Origin of the sequence: Emticicia oligotrophica DSM 17448 (assembly GCF_000263195.1) — a bacterium.
GTDB lineage: Bacteria > Bacteroidota > Bacteroidia > Cytophagales > Spirosomataceae > Emticicia > Emticicia oligotrophica.
On the sequence record NC_018748.1, the window covers coordinates 2,848,531 to 2,863,710 of the forward strand.

General features: G+C 36.0%; 13 protein-coding genes. 8 read left to right on the forward strand and 5 right to left on the reverse strand.

What is annotated here, in order from left to right:
• Window positions 1-24: 24 nt before the first annotated feature.
• Both EMTOL_RS11745 and EMTOL_RS11750 read right to left on the reverse strand, forming a co-directional pair.
• Window positions 25-831, reverse strand: coding sequence for an anti-sigma factor (locus EMTOL_RS11745; RefSeq protein WP_015029507.1), 807 nt, complete (start codon window positions 829-831; stop codon window positions 25-27).
• Window positions 832-892: 61 nt separating this feature from the next.
• Window positions 893-1,474, reverse strand: a complete 582-nt coding sequence (locus EMTOL_RS11750) for an RNA polymerase sigma factor (RefSeq protein ID WP_015029508.1) — start codon at window positions 1,472-1,474, stop codon at window positions 893-895.
• Window positions 1,475-1,782: 308 nt separating this feature from the next.
• Here EMTOL_RS11750 and EMTOL_RS11755 point away from each other — a divergent pair, with 308 nt between their 5' ends.
• The 5 genes from EMTOL_RS11755 (at window position 1,783) to EMTOL_RS11775 (ending at window position 8,299) form a co-directional block, all read left to right on the forward strand.
• Complete coding sequence (locus EMTOL_RS11755) at window positions 1,783-2,823, forward strand: agmatine deiminase family protein (protein WP_015029509.1); 1,041 nt, start codon at window positions 1,783-1,785, stop codon at window positions 2,821-2,823.
• Between the two features lie 64 nt (window positions 2,824-2,887).
• Entirely contained in the window at window positions 2,888-3,235 is a 348-nt protein-coding gene (locus EMTOL_RS11760; RefSeq protein WP_015029510.1) for an avidin-fold protein, read from the forward strand.
• A 166-nt stretch (window positions 3,236-3,401) separates the two neighbouring features.
• The gene (locus tag EMTOL_RS11765) at window positions 3,402-5,801 is read left to right on the forward strand and encodes a peptidylprolyl isomerase (RefSeq protein WP_015029511.1); all 2,400 of its coding nucleotides are present in this window, start codon (window positions 3,402-3,404) and stop codon (window positions 5,799-5,801) included.
• A gap of 85 nt (window positions 5,802-5,886) precedes the next feature.
• Window positions 5,887-7,233 (forward strand): peptidylprolyl isomerase, encoded by a 1,347-nt coding sequence (locus EMTOL_RS11770; RefSeq protein ID WP_015029512.1) that lies wholly within the window; start codon window positions 5,887-5,889, stop codon window positions 7,231-7,233.
• A gap of 94 nt (window positions 7,234-7,327) precedes the next feature.
• Window positions 7,328-8,299, forward strand: coding sequence for an AAA family ATPase (locus EMTOL_RS11775; protein WP_015029513.1), 972 nt, complete (start codon window positions 7,328-7,330; stop codon window positions 8,297-8,299).
• 76 nt (window positions 8,300-8,375) lie between these two features.
• On the opposite strand, the gene EMTOL_RS11780 is transcribed toward EMTOL_RS11775, so the two are convergent.
• Window positions 8,376-9,257 (reverse strand): Ppx/GppA phosphatase family protein, encoded by an 882-nt coding sequence (locus EMTOL_RS11780; RefSeq protein ID WP_015029514.1) that lies wholly within the window; start codon window positions 9,255-9,257, stop codon window positions 8,376-8,378.
• A gap of 144 nt (window positions 9,258-9,401) precedes the next feature.
• Window positions 9,402-11,021, reverse strand: a complete 1,620-nt coding sequence (locus tag EMTOL_RS11785) for a sodium:solute symporter family transporter (protein ID WP_015029515.1) — start codon at window positions 11,019-11,021, stop codon at window positions 9,402-9,404.
• A gap of 214 nt (window positions 11,022-11,235) precedes the next feature.
• Here EMTOL_RS11785 and EMTOL_RS11790 point away from each other — a divergent pair, with 214 nt between their 5' ends.
• Together EMTOL_RS11790 and EMTOL_RS11795 are read left to right on the forward strand one after the other, a co-directional pair.
• Window positions 11,236-12,492 carry a sensor histidine kinase gene (locus EMTOL_RS11790; protein ID WP_041694094.1) on the forward strand — a complete coding sequence of 419 codons (1,257 nt, stop codon included), beginning with the start codon at window positions 11,236-11,238 and terminating at the stop codon, window positions 12,490-12,492.
• A gap of 72 nt (window positions 12,493-12,564) precedes the next feature.
• Entirely contained in the window at window positions 12,565-13,248 is a 684-nt protein-coding gene (locus tag EMTOL_RS11795; RefSeq protein WP_015029517.1) for a response regulator transcription factor, read from the forward strand.
• Window positions 13,249-13,304: 56 nt separating this feature from the next.
• Here the strand turns inward: EMTOL_RS11795 and EMTOL_RS11800 are convergent, their stop codons facing one another.
• Window positions 13,305-13,763 carry an Lrp/AsnC family transcriptional regulator gene (locus EMTOL_RS11800; RefSeq protein WP_015029518.1) on the reverse strand — a complete coding sequence of 153 codons (459 nt, stop codon included), beginning with the start codon at window positions 13,761-13,763 and terminating at the stop codon, window positions 13,305-13,307.
• A 273-nt stretch (window positions 13,764-14,036) separates the two neighbouring features.
• On the opposite strand from EMTOL_RS11800, the gene ald reads away from it, so the two are divergent.
• Entirely contained in the window at window positions 14,037-15,149 is a 1,113-nt protein-coding gene (gene ald / locus EMTOL_RS11805; RefSeq protein ID WP_015029519.1) for an alanine dehydrogenase, read from the forward strand.
• Window positions 15,150-15,180: the final 31 nt, after the last annotated feature.

Sequence of the window (15,180 nt, forward strand, 5' to 3'; positions counted from 1 at the left end):
ACTCCGCTTTTTGCTTTCTAATTTCTATATACCCATTACCATCACATCTGATGTAGGAACTGGGCTTCCACCTTTTTTCTCTAATGTAACTGCAAATGCTTTTGCTGTTGATATTTTCTTCACTTGTTGAGTGTTATTTTTTATATCAAACACACCCGCATCAACGGGTTTATCATCAATAATTGCCCACAGTTGATACTGCATTCCTGCGGGAGGAGCTGGTAAATTACCCCTCACTACATAAACTTGGTTAGTTTTTGTATCCCATGCGAGCATGACAGTTGAATTTTCTGAACCTTTTTGACCGACTAACTTACTCATTTTCACGCTTGGGTCCATCAGTAATTTAACTTCATTGGCTGACATCATTTCTTCCTGCGATTTGATATCTTTTTGGAGTTTTATATTTTCATTTACAGCTAAATCAAGATTTGATTTTGTACTTTTCCATTGGGTAGCTAAGTAAATATTAGCTAAAATACTACCCAATAATGCTACTGAAGCGGCAATTCTTAGGTAAGTTCCGTAAAACCCCGAGATTCTGGTTGCCCGTTGGGCATTGAAATCTATTTCTTGGCCACTCTCAAAGTCAATAACTTTACTATTACCCTCCACAATTTTTGACCAAATTTGGTCTTGCAGATGAGCTGGAGGAGTTTGAGCATTGGCAAAGGCATAGCTTTCTAAGGCTTCTTCGATTGCTCGAATTTCGGCCTTAATTTCGGGGTATTGCATAGCCAATTGCTCGATTTCGGCCACTTCTTCCGTCGAAGCCAATCCAAGCACGTAGCTTTCTATAATCCCAGAGGCTATGTATTCTTTAATATTCATTTTACTAAACGAGTGAAAACTTCACTCTAAGTTCTCTTTAGTTTTATTCAATAATTAAAACTCATAAAAATAGGTATGATAAGACAAGCCATAGCACACCCAATAGATTCCTTAGGTTACCGATAGCCGCTTTTATTCTTGTTTTTACTGTACCAAGTGGAATGCCGAATTCATCTGACACTTCAGCTTGTGTATAACCCTGAAAATAAACTAAATCAATGAGTTGTTTATATTCAGGTCTTAGGCCATCGACAATTTTTCTAAGGCCAATCGCATCAATTGATAAGTTGGTTTGATATTCACTATCTACTTGGAAAATTACAGAATCTTCCATTGATACATTCTGAGATGAATCTCTGTAATCAGCCGAACGAACTTTATCGATGCTTAGATTACGAGCAATATTCATCATCCATGTAAAGATGCTTCCCTTCGAAGAGTCATAATTATCAATATTTCGCCAAATTTTTAAGAATGTATCTTGTAACAAATCACTGGCGTCATCATCTGATTGGACGATTTTGTTAATCACACCAAACAAAGCTCCTGAATAATTATTATACAGGATATTAAAACCCTTCTGGTCTTTATTTCGCAATAAAGTTACCAAATCTTCTTCTGCTATGCTAATTCGACGTGCCAAGCGTTTTTTTTTAGTTCAAACTAAATAACAATACTTTCAATAAGATGTTTAGTTACTTTCTCAATCAAAATATAGAATTATTTAATCTGATGGTTTTAACGGTTCTAAGATGATTAATTTATCATGTCTTTTTGATAACATTTACGGTAAATCTTAAACTTTGGATTTCCTCATTTCAGAATTTATAGATTTTCAGCTTAACTTTGTAGAAAAATCTATAATCAAGAGGTTTGCAGTGGGTAGTTTGCAATATTAATGATAAGATTTCACAAAAGGAAACGGTTTTACTACCCAATAATTAAAATAGAATGACTCCGAAAGAACAAGGCTTTTTTTTTCCTGCCGAATGGCACCCTCATAGAGCTACTTGGCTTAGTTTTCCGCAAAGTTCAGATTCGTGGGATTATGGCGAGCGTTTAGAACGAATTTATCCTTCATACATGGCCTTTGTGAAAGCCATTACAGAAAGTGAAAATGTATGTATTAATGCCAAAGACGAGGAGCATCAAGCCCTTATTTGGCGATTAATAGAAGAATATGGGATAGATAAAAGTAAAGTAGAAGTTCCGATTCATCCTAATAATGACTCTTGGTGCCGCGACCACGGCCCGGCGTTTTTGATAAACCCCGAAACTAAACAACGAATGATTGTTGAGTGGGGCTATAACGCTTGGGGAGGTAAATATCCTCCTTATGATGATGATGATAGAATTCCAATAAAAATTGCCGAATATTTGAATCTACCTTATGTAGTACCTGGTATTATCATGGAAGGTGGTTCGGTAGAATTCAACGGAAAAGGTACAGTATTGACCAGTAAATCTTGTTTGCTTAATCCGAACCGAAATCCGCATCTTTCTCAGTCCGAAATTGAAGATTATCTTCGTAATTACTATGGAGTGGAGCAAGTTTTATGGGTTACTGAAGGAATTGTGGGCGATGATACCGATGGCCATATTGATGATACTACTCGTTTTGTGAATGAAGATACCGTTCTAACAGTGGTTGAACCCAATGAAGAAGATGATAATTATCATCCGCTCAAACAAAACTTGGAAGATTTAAAAGCCATGCGTTTGCCTAATGGCCAGCCACTAAATATTATTGAGCTACCAATGCCTGACCCCGTGTATGATAGTGGCGTAAGGCTACCAGCTTCTTATGCTAATTTCTTGATAACCAATAAATCTATTATCGTTCCTACTTATGGTTGCGATAAAGATGACCTTGCTTTATCAATTATTCAAGAGTGTTTTCCTAAACATAAAGTTGTTGGTATTAATGCTACCGAAATCATTTGGGGTTTGGGTAGTTTTCACTGCTTGTCACAACAAGAACCCATCATTTAATTCATATTAGGAGCGAACTTTGGTTCGCTCTTTTTAATTTTGCTATTTCCTAAACTTTTGTTTTATGTCAATAAACTATCATGGAAAAACCTTCAAATCTGTAAATAATACACCCAATGGAGAAGTTGGGGCTGAAACTATATTCAATTATCAGCAACAGGGAAATGTAGTTTGGGCAGAATATCGTGGAGGCTCAATCTTAAAAGGTTTTTTAATTGCTAAAGTTGTTGAAGAAAATGCTTTAGATATGCGTTATGAACACATCAATCAGTATGGTGAGTTAATGACGGGTATTTGTTTTTCAAAGCCTGAATTATTACCTGATGGCCGTATTCGCTTACATGAACAATGGCAATGGACAAGCGGTGATTTATCATCGGGCCAGTCGATAATAGAAGAAATTATTGAATAAAATTTCGTAAAAAGCAGAAATTTCGCTTAATTTTGGATTCTTTAATACCTTTTGTTTGATGTTTATCATCTTTAGAGGTGTCTCTTACTCAACAAAATCAGTTTCATCACAATAAATTCTAACCTTTGCAGTTGTTTATTGAGGATGATTGTTTTATGCTTTTATAATGAAATACAATAAATATATATATATAACATTAGTTTTTATACAATTAGCTTGTCAAGTTGCCAAGAAACCCCTACCTAAAACTAATCAGGTAGCTTCTACGAAGTCTAAAGAAGATATTTTTACTATTTCTTCTACAACTCCACCTCTTATAAGCACACCTTCAGTAGCAGAATCTAAGCCAGAACCTGTTGCGTTGACAGTAGGTAATGTAGCGTTAAAAACTGCCGATTTAAAATTTGCTTTCGAAAATCAGATTTCAGAAGATTCGCTCTCGCCTAAAGCTTTTTTAGAGCAGGTCATCAACGACCAAAGGATTATCGCCGATGCAAAAAAGAGAGGCTACGATACTACCGCATCATTCAAGCAAGAAATAGAAGATTATCGAAGTACTTTAGCCGAAGCGTATTTAACCGATAGCACAACGATTAAAGCTCTACTAAAAGAAACTTATGAATGGATGAAAGAAGAGGTTCGCGTAGCTCATATTATGTATCCTATTTCAGAGTTTGCCGAGCCTACAGATACTTTAGCAATTTATAATAAATTAGTTGATATTCGAAATAGAGCTCTAACAGGAGAAGATTTCGACACTTTAGCTCAACAGTTTTCACAAGATAAAAAAACAAATAGTGTTGGTGGTGATTTGGGTTGGTTTAGAGCGATACGTTTTCTGTACCCACTTGAGAAAGCAGCATATACTACTCCGGTTGGACAAATATCTATGCCAGTTCGAACAAAGGGAGGGTATCATATTGTGAAAGTTTTAGGTCGCCGACCTTACAGTGGAAGTGTGTTAGTACAACATATATTAAAAACAGTTCAGCCCAATGCTATTGAGGCAGAAAGCCTTAAAGCAAAAAATACGCTGGATTCATTAAGAGAAGTGATTGCCAAAGGAGGAATCTCTTTTGAAGATGCTTGTAAAAAATATTCTGATGATACACGCTACCGAAATTTTGGTGGTTTTTTGCCAGTATTCGGAATTGGTGGTAGAGAAGAAGTATCATTTGAACAAGCGGCATTTGCTTTGCAAGAAGGAGAAGTATCAAAACCAGTACGTACTACAATTGGCTGGCATTTGATAAAGCTTTCTAAAAAAATCCCAATGGAGTCTTTTGATGAAGCTCAGGTAAAGTTGAAAGATAAAATTGTGACAGACTCAAGGGGCGATGTAGTAAAAGAAAATACGCTCATCAAACTAAAAAAACAAATGAAGTTTGATGAAGACCAAGAGGTTGTTAAAAGAGCCATTACGGCCGCTGATACTAACATTTTGGTGAAAAAATGGGCTTATGCAGTTAATAATGAATTATTGAATAAACCAATATTCAACATTGGCTCAAAAGCATACAAAACTAAATTGTTTTTTGATTTTGCTGTTGACCATCAAACTTTCGAACGAATACCAACGGGCTATACTCCTACAATGGTTATGCGTAGTTTCTATAAAAAGTTTGTTGAAAATACCGTAAAAGAATATGCCGAATCTCATTTAGAGGAATTGAATCCTGATTTTAAGATTTTGATGAATGAGTATTCCACAAGTCTTTTGAAAATGGAATTACTCAATGATTTAGTATATGAAAAGTCAACATCTGATACAACCGAACAACGCCTCTTTTACGAAAAAAATATTGTACGCTACCAGATGCCTGAACGAGTACAAGCTACTATTATTGCCTCGAAAGATGCTAAAGTGGTTTATCAGGTAAAAGAATTACTCGAAAAAGGTAAGCCCTATAACCTCAAAAGACTCTATCGTACGCCATTATATTTTACAAAATCATCGAGCAATCTAACCCCTGACCACAAGCAGACTTTAGTTTATATCCTAGAAATTATGCGAAAAAATAAAGGATATGTGGTAGAAATAGGTGGGCATGCAGACCAACACGAAGAAGATAATATTTCGGCTGAACGTATAGAAAAAGCTAAGGCGTTCTTGGTGGCTAATGGCTTATCAATTGAAAGAATTATCGAAAACGACTACGTAAAAACCAAACCCTCGGGTGATAAATTTGATTGGTCTAAAAACCAAAGAGTTACTTTTGCTTTTTATAGTAATTCACAAAAAGATGTAGAAAAAATATTTAATGCTAAAGAAGCAAATACAGTAAGCATTGAAGAGGGATATTTTAAACACGGCGATAATAAGTTTATTGATTTAGTACAGTGGGTTGTAGGAAGGCACTCAGTAGCAAAAGATGGGCAGTTTGCTGATGTGATTATCGAACAAGTAGAGCCAGCAAGAAGCAAAACACTAAGAGAATGTAGAGGACAAGTGTTGGTGGATTATCAAAAATATCTTGAAAATCAATTTAAAACAGACTTGATTAATAAATATCCTGTAAATTTGAATCAAGAAGAGATTGATAAAGCCTTAGGTATAAAAAAATAAACTTTAGTAGAGATATAGCCTAAGTGCCATTAATTACGTTTACAAAAGAACAATAGTAGAAATTATAAGTATTCAAATAAATAAAATGTTTAAGAAATTATTCCTTTTGGTTTGTCTGCCAATATTGGCATTTTCCCAAAGTGCACCTATCAATATTGACAGAATTGTTGCAAAAGTTGACAACTACATCATCCTACGTTCAGAAGTTGAGCAGCTTTATATTAGAGGCCAGCAACAGCAACAACCAGTAAGTAAATGCCAAGCTCTAGAGAGTATGGTTGTTAATAAACTTTTGGTTGCGAAAGCAGAAATAGACTCTGTTTTAGTTGAAGATAAAGAAGTTGAAGCTCAGCTTACAGCCCGTATGCAACAAATGGTGCAGTTGTACGGAAACGAGAAAAATATTATCGAACAATTCGGTAAATCGCTTGAAACACTCAAAAGTGAGGTACGCTCACAAGTGAAAGAGCAACTTACTGCCCAAAAAATGCAGGGAAAGATTACGGAAGACCTTAAGATTACTCCGAATGAAGTAAGAAGGTTCTTCAATCGTATTCCTAAAGACAGTATCCCCGAAATACCTACCGAAGTAGAACTGGCACATATTGTGCGTTTGGCTAAGGTAACGAAAGCTCAAAAAGATGAGTTATCCGAACGTCTCCTCGATTATAAACGTAGAGTTTTGGCCGGAGAAAAATTTGAAGACCTAGCCAAAGAATATTCTGAAGACCCAGGTTCTCGTCAATTTGGTGGTGATTTATCTTGGGCTAAACGTGGGCAAATGGTACCGCAATTCGAGGCAGTAGCAATGAAACTTAAACCCAACGAAATTTCAGATGTAGTAGAGTCAGATTTTGGTTTACACCTCATTCAAACGCTTGAAGTTCGTGGACAAGAATACCATGCTCGCCATATTTTGTTAAGACCAGATTATAATAGATTAGATATCACTGATGCTAAAAAGTTTCTTGATAGTATCAGAACTGAAATTGTAAAAGATAGTATCAAGTTTGAAAAAGCTGCCAAAGAGTTTTCTGAAGATAAGCAAACTCAAGATGGAGGTGGTATATTACTTGACCCTCAAAGTGGTTCAAGCAAAATGGCTCTTGATGAGAGCATGGAACCTACGCTTTACTTTACGATTGATACCATGAAAGTTGGCACGATTACTGTTCCGCTACCTTACAGAAGCGAAGATGGTAAAACTGGCGTAAGAATCATTTATTATAAAGCTAAACATGCTCCACATAAAGCAAGCCTGAATGAGGATTTTGAGCGATTAAAGGAGTTTGCTATAATGGAAAAAAGAAATGTTGAGATTGAAAAATGGTTCAAAAAGGCTACAGCCGATGTATATATTAAGATTGACCCTGAGTTTGAATCTTGTAACATTTTTGGCAAAGACCGAATTAGTGGAGGGGTACAATATTAAATAGTGATAAAAACTGAAAATGTAGCGTTTGAATAAATAATTTTTCTATTACTAAATCACATATTACATACATCCTAACTCATATCTAAAATAGATGAGCAAAGTTACATTTACTTCTGACGTAGAAGCAGCTGATGCCCTAAAAGTGGCGTTTAATCAATTACAAAATGAAATTGGGCAGGTGATTGTTGGACAAGATGAAACTGTTCGTCTGCTACTCACTGCCATCTTTTGTCAAGGTCACTGCTTATTGGTTGGAGTGCCAGGTTTGGCAAAGACTTTATTGATTCATACTATGGCATCGGCTTTGGATTTAGATTTTAACCGAATCCAGTTTACGCCCGATTTAATGCCTTCTGATATTTTAGGTTCGGAAACGCTTGATAATGACCGTAATTTCCGATTTATCAAGGGCCCCGTTTTTGCCAATATCGTATTGGCCGATGAGATTAACCGTACACCACCTAAAACACAATCTGCTTTGCTTGAAGCCATGCAAGAGTTTGCCGTTACGGTAGGCGGAAAGAAACATGGTATTGGCCGCCCTTTTTTCGTTTTGGCTACTCAAAATCCAATCGAACAAGAAGGAACTTACCCTTTACCAGAAGCACAGCTCGACCGTTTTATGTTTATGGTTACCCTTGATTATCCGTCTTACAAACAAGAGCTTGATATTGTTAAGAATACCACTTCCGACCGCAAAACGACAGTAAATAAAGTTCTTTCGGCCGAAGAAATACTTTATTTTCAACAATTAGTACGTCGTGTACCAGTACCTGATAATGTAGTAGAATATGCAGTTGCATTGGTTCATAAAACTCGTCCGACATCGGAAATGGCTTCAGCTGATACTAAAAAATATTTAGAGTGGGGTGCTGGGCCAAGAGCTTCTCAAAATCTAATTTTGGGGGCGAAATGTAATGCTCTTATCAATGGTAAATACTCGCCAGACATTGAAGATGTGAAGGCTGTGGCAGTTTCAGTATTACGTCATCGTATCGTAAGAAATTTCAAAGCAGAAGCTGAGAATGTTTCTGTAGAAGATATTATCAAGAATATGTTGTAAAAAATTAGATATTTCAATAAAAAAAGGCTCAAAAGTGTAAACTTTGAGCCTTTTTTATTGGATATATTACTTAACATTATTCTTCATTCATCAAAGTTTCATACACTAACATCAGAATTCCATCTTTTAATCCTAAGTCGGGTACCATAATTTCGTTGGCTCCTGCCCATTTCATTACCGAAATATAAATATCTGATGCTGGAACGATTACATCGGCACGGTCGGCATTGAGTTGAAGTCTATTAATTCGTTCTTCAAGACTAAACTTTTCAATAAAGTTTCTCATTTTCTCTAAATCTTTCAACGAAGCTTTATTATCTTTTTTCCCTTCAATCATATTAAAGAGTTTTGAGACATTCCCACCTGTTCCAACGGCAATCACTTCTTCTCCTTTAGGTATATTTTCATTGACCCAAACCTGCATTTTTTTCCAAACATCTGGTGCTTCTTTGTGCTCAAGCAATCGAACCGAACCAATTTTAAAAGATTTGGCTGTGACTTTCTTATGCCCTTTATAGATATTTAGTTCTGTACTTCCACCACCTACATCTATGTGTAGATAAGTCTTATCGTCATCTAATACCGTAACGATTACATTATTAATGAGTTCTGCTTCTTGCTCACCTTCAATGAGGTGTATTTCCATGCCCAATTCATTAAAAATTCGCTCCACAATACTTGCTCCATTTTCAGCTTCACGCATGGCACTTGTCGCACAAATCATGTAGGCATCAACTTCATGAAGTTCCATCAATAACTGATAAGCCTGTAAGAGTTTTTTGATTCGAGCTTCGCTGGCGTGAGAAATACTCCCTGTGTTGAATACATCCATACCCAAGCGGAGAGCAAAGCGAACATACTCAACTTTTTTGAAGCTAATTTTATTTTTATTAGTTAATACCGACGAAATCTGCATTCGTGCAGCATTAGAGCCTATATCAATGGCAGCGATTTTCATAACTCCCTACCCCAAAAGGGGAGTTTTTGGTTTAAAGTTTAATGATTTGCAAAAGTAATGATTTCATATTAAAATAAGGAGAGAAATAAAAAAGGTACTGTAATTTCCCACAGTACCTTTTAAGAAATCTTTTATGATAGTCTCTTACCAGAAGTATGTATAAAGGAATACAATTGTGAGTATCACAATTGTTGCCCCAATTGCAAAGCTTTTTGAGGTTTTAAACATTGCTGTATCAATTTCCAATCCTTTATTTTCACTCGGTAGAGCCAAGCCTAAGACAAACATTACTGCTACACAAATAACAAATACCCATCCCATACGGTCAAGGAAAGGAACTGTTGTCCAATCTGCACCTGGTAGCCAGTTATTGTGCATTGAAAGAGCAATCAAGAAACCACCTACAATAGCGAAAAATGCACCCGCTGAGTTGGTTTTTTTCCAGAAAAAGCCCATAATAAATGTAGCGAAAATACCCGGAGAAAGTAGTCCTGTCATTTCTTGGATAAACTGGAAACCACCTTTCTTTTCGATTCCCATGAATGGAGAGATAACAATAGCCAAAATCATCGAAATAACGATAACTATTCGACCAATGACAACCAATTTTTTCTCGCTCATATCTTTAGCAAAGTATGGGCGGAAAACATCAAGTGTGAAAATGGTAGAAATACTATTGGCTTTACCTGCCAAGGAGGCAACAACTGCTGCTGTAAGTGCTGCAAAAGAAAGCCCCTTCAAACCAACAGGCAAAAGGTTTAATAATACTGGATAAGCACGGTCTTGGTTGAATGTACCATCAGCTCCGAGCATTTCTTGTTGGAACATGCCTTTTTGGTATAAAGCATAAGCAGCAATACCCGGTAAAGTCACAATTACAGGCATCAATAATTTCAAGAACGCCGCAAACAACAAACCATTACGAGCGGTATTGAGGTCGGCACCAAGGGCACGTTGTGTAATGTATTGATTACATCCCCAATAATTAAGATTTACAATCCACATACCACCAAAAAGAACAGTTAAGCCCGGAAGCGACATATAGTTTGGATTTCCTTTTGGATAAATCATGTGGAAGTGGTCATCGTGGTTCTGAGTCATTAACTTAAAGCCAGTTGCCAAACCTTCCATGCCATATTTTTCAGAAACGAGCGTTACGGCCAAATACGTAGCTGCCAAGCCGCCAATTACCAAGAAAAATACTTGAATTACATCTGTAAAACCAATTACTTTCATACCTCCAATGGTGATAATAATGGCGAAAACGGCCAAGAATACCATACAAGTATAAAAATCTAAGCCCGAAATACCCGAAACGGCTAATGCCCCTAAGTATAAAATTGAGGTTAGATTTACCATGATATAAAGCAATAACCAAAAAATAGCCATAATCAAACTCACAGTTTTGTTGTAGCGTTGGCTTAAAAACTGTGGCATGGTTGAAATATTATTTTTCAAGTAAATAGGCATGAAAAATACTGCAACAATGATGAGTGTAGCGGCAGCCATCCATTCGTAGGTTGAGATACCTAATCCCATCGAAAATCCATTGCCCGACATTCCAATCATTTGCTCGGCTGAAATATTCGAGGCAATCAAAGAGGCTCCAATTGCCCACCAAGTTAGGGAGCCCTCTGCTAAGAAAAAGTCTTTAGTAGAAGTTTGTGCTGATTTCTTTTTGTTATAAATCCAGTAGCCATAGCCTGCTACTATAATAAAATAGAAGAGAAAAACTAAGTAGTCAAGTGTTTGAAGTTTTTGCATTTTGCTCAGGGTTAATTAATAAGTGTCAAAGTAACATTTCAATCGTTGTTTGTAACAAATTACGATATAAAATTTGCTTTTTCAAAGAAAAACTAAGGTTTTTAGAAGAGAGTGGCCCTATTTTAAAAAAATACCAAATACTCATTTACAATTGATAGTTTTTTTTTGTAAGTGGGTGATATTTTTCATATTTTTACGAAAAAACCGTCCCGTTTTGAATAGGAATACAATCAGATTACTGGTTTTACTTGGTACGCTTTCGATTACGGGAATTATTGCTGTGCAGGCTTACTGGGTAAAACGTGCTTTCGACTTAAAAGAACAACAATTTCGTCAAACAGTCATGATTTCGCTGCGTAACGTGGCGAACAGAATTTCTACGCTTTACAAACTCTCAAAATTTGATAATCCAGTCTCTCAACTTTCTTCTGATTATTATGTTTGTAATCTCAGAATACCACTTGATGCGGATGTCTTGGAGCATTATTTGAAAGAAGAATTTCGGAAACAAAATCTAAATACACCTTTTGAGTACGGCATATATGACTGTGAGAGCGAGAAAATTGTTTATGGCTCTTATATTGATGCTAACTTCGAAGAAAATAAAGTTTCCTCAAAGCCATTACCTAAAACAGATAAATATCTCAATTATTTTGGTGTTCGTTTCCCATCCAAAACGAGTTATTTAGCCAGTAAACTTGATATTTGGCTTATTTCTTCGTTAATCACGCTAATCGTAACTGTTTTCTTTGGGTATTCGATGTTTGTTATTTTGCAACAAAAACGCTTGAGTGAAGTCCAGCGAGATTTTGTAAATAACATGACTCATGAGTTTCAAACACCTATATCCACAATTAAAATTGCTACAGATGTTTTGAGTCAGCCTAAAATATTTGAGCAACCTGAACGTTTTAAAAAATACGTACAGATAATTAGGCAGGAAAATAGTCGATTGAAAACCCAAGTAGAATCGGTGTTGAATACTGCTCGACTAGAACGAGGAAAGTTTGAGTTAAATATACAGTTGCAAGAAATTCATGGGTTAATTTATGAAGTAACTGAAGGAACGCAAGCAGAATTGGAAGAAGGATTGAAAATGGAATTTAATGCTGTTCGCTCTAGTATTTATGCCGACCGTACGCAATTAGTGAGCTTGATAAGAAATTTACTTGAAAACGCTATAAAATATTCCTCTAAACCTCCAAATATTACGATTCGTACCGAAAATACAACGGAAGGTTTGGTCTTGTCGGTTATTGATAAAGGAATAGGTATTCCGAAGGAAAGTATTGATAAAATCTTTAAAAAATTCTACCGTGTACCTACTGGAAATTTGCACAATGTAAAAGGATTTGGCTTGGGTTTGAGCTATGTCAATGAAATTGCTAAGGCTCACAAATGGCAACTTAAAGTTGAAAGTGAAGTAGGGAAGGGAAGTATCTTTAGTGTAATTATAAAGCAAGAAAGTTAGTAAATTACTAATTGAATATAATAGATAAAACTATCTATTTCATTGACTGTGAACCCAATCTGTTGACTAAAAATGCCCAAAATTTTATACGTAGAAGATGACCCCAATTTAGGGTTTGTGACGAAAGATAATCTCGAACTCGAAGGATACGAGATTGCTCATTTTCAAGATGGAAAAGAAGCATGGAAGAGCTTTACTAAAGAAAAATACGACCTCTGTTTATTGGATGTAATGTTACCTGAATTAGATGGGTTTTCTTTAGCTGAAAAAATTCGTAAACAAAACCAGCAAGTTCCAATCATTTTTCTTACTGCCAAAGCGATGCAAGAAGACCGCATAACTGGCTTGAAGATTGGTGGTGATGACTACGTAACCAAACCCTTCAGTATAGAAGAACTGAACCTAAGAATCAAAATTTTCCTTCGTCGTAAAGAAATTTCAAAAGAATCTATTCAAGGACATTCTGCGTGGAAAATGGGTTTATATGAATTTGACTACCAACAATTAAGTTTAAAATCAAATACTAAAATAGAGCAGCTTACGCATAGAGAAGCCGAGGTATTAAAGTTTCTGTGCGAACGCCGCAATCAAGTTATTAAGCGTGAAGAAATCCTAACGGCAATTTGGGGCCGCGATGATTATTTCCTAGGGCGTAGTCTCGATGTATTTGTTACTCGTCTTCGTAAAATGCTTTCAGAAGACTCCACAATCAAAATAGAGAATATACATGGAATAGGCTTTAAGTTTACCTGTTAATCTCATCATAAAGATTTAAGGTAAGAATCCTAATCCTTCACAGCTTAAAAGCATTACTAAATTGGAATAATAGTAGTGCTTTTTACTTCCGACATGACGAAAAAACTATGTATTAGCGATACTCCCGAAATCAACGAGAGTTTCTGTTGGTGAAATTGATGATAACTTTCCATATTTGGAACGATTATTTTAAGCATATAATCGAAGCTGCCAGATACAAAATTACACTCTACAACTTCTGGTAAGTTCATAATGGCTTGGTTGAAGGCCTCAGAAGTATCGTTGGTTTGTTTGATAAGTGTTACTTGGCAATAGACGGTTAGATGTTGCCCTAATTTTCGTTTATTTAAAATAGTTACATACTTTTCAATAATTCCTTCTTGTTTCAATCGCTTTACACGGTCATGTACTGGTGTAAGCGAGAGATTTATTTGTTGCGAAATATCCTTTAATGTAAGCTGGGCATCTTCTTGTAAAAGCCTCAGAATCTTTCTGTCAGTTTCATCTAGATTCATATAAATAATTAGGTTTTATTTTCAGTTAGTTTTTAGTCAGAATTTTTTTCTCTTAGGAAATAAGAATATACACTCAATCAGAAATTATTTCTATAAAAAGAATAATTAATAATAAAATTTTCTTATTTATTCAAATATAGTAATAATATTTTCTTGATATACTAATTTTGTCTTGCAATTATACTTCATCACATATAAAACCTATCATTTTCTACTACACCAAAATGTGTAGTAGAGAAACAATTACACTTCATCTTTCAAATTAAAGTACCTATGATAATCGGAGTTCCAAAAGAAATCAAAAATAACGAAAATCGTGTAGCTCTTACACCAGCAGGTGTAGCAGAATTAAAAAAACACGGACATACAGTTTATGTACAGTCAAGTGCTGGCGAGGGAAGTGGTTTCGCAGATAATGAATATGCAGCAGCGGGTGCAACTTTATTGCCAACGATTGAAGAGGTTTATGCTATTGCCGAGATGATTATCAAGGTAAAAGAGCCAATCGAGTCTGAGTATAAACTGATTAAAAAAGACCAACTTTTGTTTACATATTTCCACTTTGCTTCATCTGAGCCACTTACACACGCTATGATTGAGCGTGGAGCAGTTTGTTTGGCTTATGAAACAGTAGAAAAGACAGACCGTAGTTTACCACTATTGGTTCCTATGTCAGAAGTGGCGGGTCGTATGGCTATTCAAGAAGGTGCTAAGTATTTAGAAAAACCATTGAAAGGTAAAGGTATATTGTTGGGTGGCGTGCCGGGTGTTCCGCCAGCAAAGGTATTGGTTTTAGGAGGTGGAATTGTGGGTACTCAAGCAGCAAAAATGGCAGCTGGTTTAGGAGCGAGAGTGGTGATTATGGATGTAAGCTTACCACGTTTACGCTACTTGTCTGATATTATGCCACAAAACGTAACAACCATCATGTCGAATCACTATAATATCCGCGAAGCAATTGCTGAAGCAGATTTAGTAGTAGGTGCGGTATTGATTCCAGGTGCAAAGGCTCCACATTTAATCACACGTGACATGTTGAAGCTAATGAAACCTGGTACTGTAGTGGTTGATGTGGCTGTTGACCAAGGAGGTTGTATTGAAACTTGTACGCCTACAACGCACGAGAATCCAACATTTATTATTGATGATATTGTGCATTATTGCGTAGCTAATATGCCGGGTGCAGTTCCATATACATCTACATTAGCTCTTACAAATGCTACATTGCCGTATGCGGTTCAGTTGGCAAATAAGGGATGGAAAAAAGCCTGCAACGAAAACGAAGAGTTGAAGAAGGGATTGAATGTTGTAAATGGCAAGGTAGTTTATAAAGGTGTTGCTGATGCTTGGAATTTAGAATTAAGCAAAATCGAAGACGTGTTATAATCTTTTCAACCCTTACCCACTATAGAGTAAA

What these genes read in the sequence shown, in the direction of transcription:
- EMTOL_RS11745 (WP_015029507.1), bottom strand. Translation starts at nt 831, where the DNA reads ATGAATATTAAAGAATACATAGCCTCTGGGATTATAGAAAGCTACGTG.
- ald (WP_015029519.1), top strand. Translation starts at nt 14,037, where the DNA reads ATGATAATCGGAGTTCCAAAAGAAATCAAAAATAACGAAAATCGTGTA.
- EMTOL_RS11775 (WP_015029513.1), top strand. Translation starts at nt 7,328, where the DNA reads ATGAGCAAAGTTACATTTACTTCTGACGTAGAAGCAGCTGATGCCCTA.
- EMTOL_RS11755 (WP_015029509.1), top strand. Translation starts at nt 1,783, where the DNA reads ATGACTCCGAAAGAACAAGGCTTTTTTTTTCCTGCCGAATGGCACCCT.
- EMTOL_RS11800 (WP_015029518.1), bottom strand. Translation starts at nt 13,763, where the DNA reads ATGAATCTAGATGAAACTGACAGAAAGATTCTGAGGCTTTTACAAGAA.
- EMTOL_RS11780 (WP_015029514.1), bottom strand. Translation starts at nt 9,257, where the DNA reads ATGAAAATCGCTGCCATTGATATAGGCTCTAATGCTGCACGAATGCAG.
- EMTOL_RS11770 (WP_015029512.1), top strand. Translation starts at nt 5,887, where the DNA reads ATGTTTAAGAAATTATTCCTTTTGGTTTGTCTGCCAATATTGGCATTT.
- EMTOL_RS11760 (WP_015029510.1), top strand. Translation starts at nt 2,888, where the DNA reads ATGTCAATAAACTATCATGGAAAAACCTTCAAATCTGTAAATAATACA.
- EMTOL_RS11795 (WP_015029517.1), top strand. Translation starts at nt 12,565, where the DNA reads ATGCCCAAAATTTTATACGTAGAAGATGACCCCAATTTAGGGTTTGTG.
- EMTOL_RS11765 (WP_015029511.1), top strand. Translation starts at nt 3,402, where the DNA reads ATGAAATACAATAAATATATATATATAACATTAGTTTTTATACAATTA.
- EMTOL_RS11785 (WP_015029515.1), bottom strand. Translation starts at nt 11,021, where the DNA reads ATGCAAAAACTTCAAACACTTGACTACTTAGTTTTTCTCTTCTATTTT.